The organism is uncultured Corynebacterium sp. (assembly GCF_902782855.1).
GTDB lineage: Bacteria > Actinomycetota > Actinomycetes > Mycobacteriales > Mycobacteriaceae > Corynebacterium.
Genome location: NZ_CACZOO010000060.1, coordinates 1 through 2866, shown reverse-complemented (window position 1 = coordinate 2866; position 2866 = coordinate 1). Strand labels below are relative to the sequence as shown.

Below are 2866 nucleotides of genomic sequence, written 5' to 3'. Positions count from 1 at the left end.
AGGTATCGACCTGCGCCAGAAGCGCTAGTCTCGCGGCGTAGTCCCTCGGCAGGTAGGCGTCGCGTGACCGCGTCCACTCCTGGCCCGACTCTGTGTCATAGACAGACGGCATGGCCACGTCAGCCACCGCAAACGCATGGAGTCCGTTGACCCTGGAGGTGTAGGTCGAGCGCCACAGGTGGTCCTGGAAAGCAATGACCCCGACCGTGGAGGTGTCCACGGCGGAGCCCATCCGATCGGCCACCTGCTTCGCGACGCCGTCGGTGGACAGGTAGGTCACTGTGCCGTCCTCGTTCTGGACCGGGTCGATCACATGCACATCATCCAACCCGTACGTGGACTGCAGGACTCCGGCGATCTCGAACTGGGCGTACACCGGGATATCCCTGCCCCCTCGCGCCTGCATTACGGCATCAGCCAGCTGTTCATTGACGGGCCCCGGAGACACGATCCCCCTGTCAGGGTCGTCCCCCTCCTCGATCCTGGTCCCGAAGCTGTATGCCACCAGGGCATCGACGTCCGCCGCGGGTCGCGAAGGCGGGTTCAGCAGATCCAGGTCCGTGGTCAGGTCCGTCAAGGAGACAGAGTGACCGGGAAGAGCGGGCAACTGCACCGCGTCGACCGGTGCCGCGGATGCGGATGCGGATGCGACTGTCAGGGCGGCGAATCCCGCAACGGATGTGAGGGTCAAAGGAAGACGGTGGTAGCGCGTCACTACAACTCCTGGGTCAGATACCTGGGTGGACGATGAGGATGAACTCACTATGTGTATCGCACTGGTCTGCACGGGAGGTGTCTGGACAGTGAACTTCTGCCTCTCCGTCAGGTGGTGGCCGCCAGCCCATCAGTATCTCCGCCCGTCAACGCACCCCGCCGAACCACTCACGCCGCCGGCTACGCGGCCAGCGGCCGGGAGCACCAGTACCCGCACCGGCTACGGTCACCGCAACCACGACACCCGCGTCAGCACCGTCGACGTCGCCCTTCCAGAGCCCCGCTATCCCGACTAACTGCGGGAACGCCGTAGCCGCGCCGAACGAGCCCTGAGACCACCCTCATCGCCACGTGCTACGCCAAAGGAAGGTTTACCCGCTTCGATGGGCGGGGCCTGGCCACCAACGACGTGCAGCTGCGTATTCAGCAGACGGCCGGCGAGTTGATGGTGTTCATCTGCGCAAGGAAAGCCGTGTGCGCCAGAACCTAGCCCGACTACCGGACAGTCCGTCACACCCGTGTGCTTCGCGGGCGCACCGATGCCGTGGGCATCTTCCCGGACCGGGATGGAGTGGCCCGTCCGGTCGGGGAGGTGCTGGTGAAGCGGCGTCACGACTGTTTCGAAACAGTAACACCATATGCCGCTGACGAAACTGGAGTGGGTCCGGACGGTGACAGGCCCCGACACTACCGATGTCGACGACGGCTGAGGAAGCGGGTGGCATGAATGTGGTCAGGATCAGGCCGGTAGTGATCCTCGACCGAGGTGCCATCCCTCTCGAGAGCATGATGGCAGCTGCCTCGAGTCTCTTCGGATAGTGAGGGGACACTTGGGCACCAGACCCCCGGTTCTGGTGCATCCTGCGTCAGGTCCGATCTCATCGGCTGAAAGCGACGCCGGATATTCTGACCCCACGACCATTGTCTGGTGGTGGGGTCGGTTTTCGAGCTCCCTGGGCTCTAGAGGGTGGCGTCCCACTCAGCTTTATCACTGGAGAAGCTAAGCCCCTCCTCATAACTCAGCTTGTATGCGCCGGGAGTCCCGGGAGCGTCGAAGCACACGGTGCCGGCACGGGTTCCACCGGGGGCGAGTTCGACGGAGTCGTAGTCGGTTTCACCACCGACGGTCTGGGTCATGGTGGCACCGTTCGGATCAGTCAGCTTCCAGTCCATGAGCCCGTTGATGTTAATAGACTCATCGCCAGTGACGACGAAGTTCACATCTGCGCAGACGTACTGGCCGATGGCGTCGGAGCTGGGCCGCAGGTTACTGGCGGTGATGTCAGCTTTCTTCAGGCTGACGGTCTCCCCCAGCTGGGCAGCGCCGGAGTCTTGTGAGGTGGACGAATCGCCACCGTTGCTTCCGCTTCCGGCATCGTCCTTCTTGTCGTCGTCTCCTCCGCTGGAGACGCTGGCGATGATGGCGATGAGGACGATGACGACGAGAATGATGAACCAGATCCGCTTGTAGAACGGCTTCTTCTTGGGCGGTTCTGGCTGCTGGTAGGCGGGCTGGCCAGGCTGGCCGGGCTGCTGTCCGTACGGGTTCTGATCGGTCATGCGGTTCTCCGGATGTTGTCGTAGTGAGTGTGCCATACCTCGATGAGGTAGACGAGACGCTGAGTTCCTCGACAATGCGGTTGATGCCACAGTCGAGACTCAGTTCCGCCTGAGCATAGGACATGGCGTTGGCGGGTGGGTAGTCACCCCTGCTGTCTGCGCGGACTTCAACCCTCCCGTCACTGCAGGACAGCGGGCCCGGCAGGTCAAACTACTCGGCATCGCATGGTGATCCGCGGCCGAACCATCCCCGTCACGTCACTTGCGTGTGGTCAGCTCTTCATTGGATGCACGAACACCAGTTGTCCGCACAGCGGGCATTGAAACGTCGGACCAGGGAAACTCCGGCTGCTCTCGGACCTGTATCACTGCCCCATGGATCCATTCAGAGGGCTACGCGGAGGAATTAACACAGTACCAAACTGAAAAAATGATTGATCCTGGAGACAGCATGAAAATGGGGCGCACCCCTGCCGCCGACCACGAGTCAGAGAAAAAGCAGGGGTAACACTCTGACGGAGATCCGTCCTCATTACACGATAGACGGTGCTACACTTTCCGCTGTGTGACGCGTATTAGATGGAACGCGCTT

General features: G+C 62.0%; 2 protein-coding genes and 1 pseudogene. 1 reads left to right on the top strand and 2 read right to left on the bottom strand.

Features of this window, described 5'->3' with window-relative positions:
* The coding region (locus QZV72_RS02620) for a hypothetical protein (RefSeq protein WP_297004899.1) at positions 1–577 on the bottom strand (577 nt) is incomplete at its 3' end.
* A gap of 343 nt (positions 578–920) precedes the next feature.
* Here QZV72_RS02620 and QZV72_RS02615 point away from each other — a divergent pair.
* Positions 921–1093, top strand: a pseudogene (locus QZV72_RS02615) (transposase); the annotation flags it as partial.
* A 581-nt stretch (positions 1094–1674) separates the two neighbouring features.
* Here the strand turns inward: QZV72_RS02615 and QZV72_RS02610 are convergent.
* Positions 1675–2274, bottom strand: a complete 600-nt coding sequence (locus QZV72_RS02610) for a DUF4352 domain-containing protein (protein WP_297004897.1) — start codon at positions 2272–2274, stop codon at positions 1675–1677.
* Positions 2275–2866: the final 592 nt, after the last annotated feature.

Bases quoted from the DNA above. Each gene is read 5' to 3' on its own strand.
- QZV72_RS02610 (WP_297004897.1), bottom strand. From the start codon at position 2,274: ATGACCGATCAGAACCCGTACGGACAGCAGCCCGGCCAGCCTGGCCAG.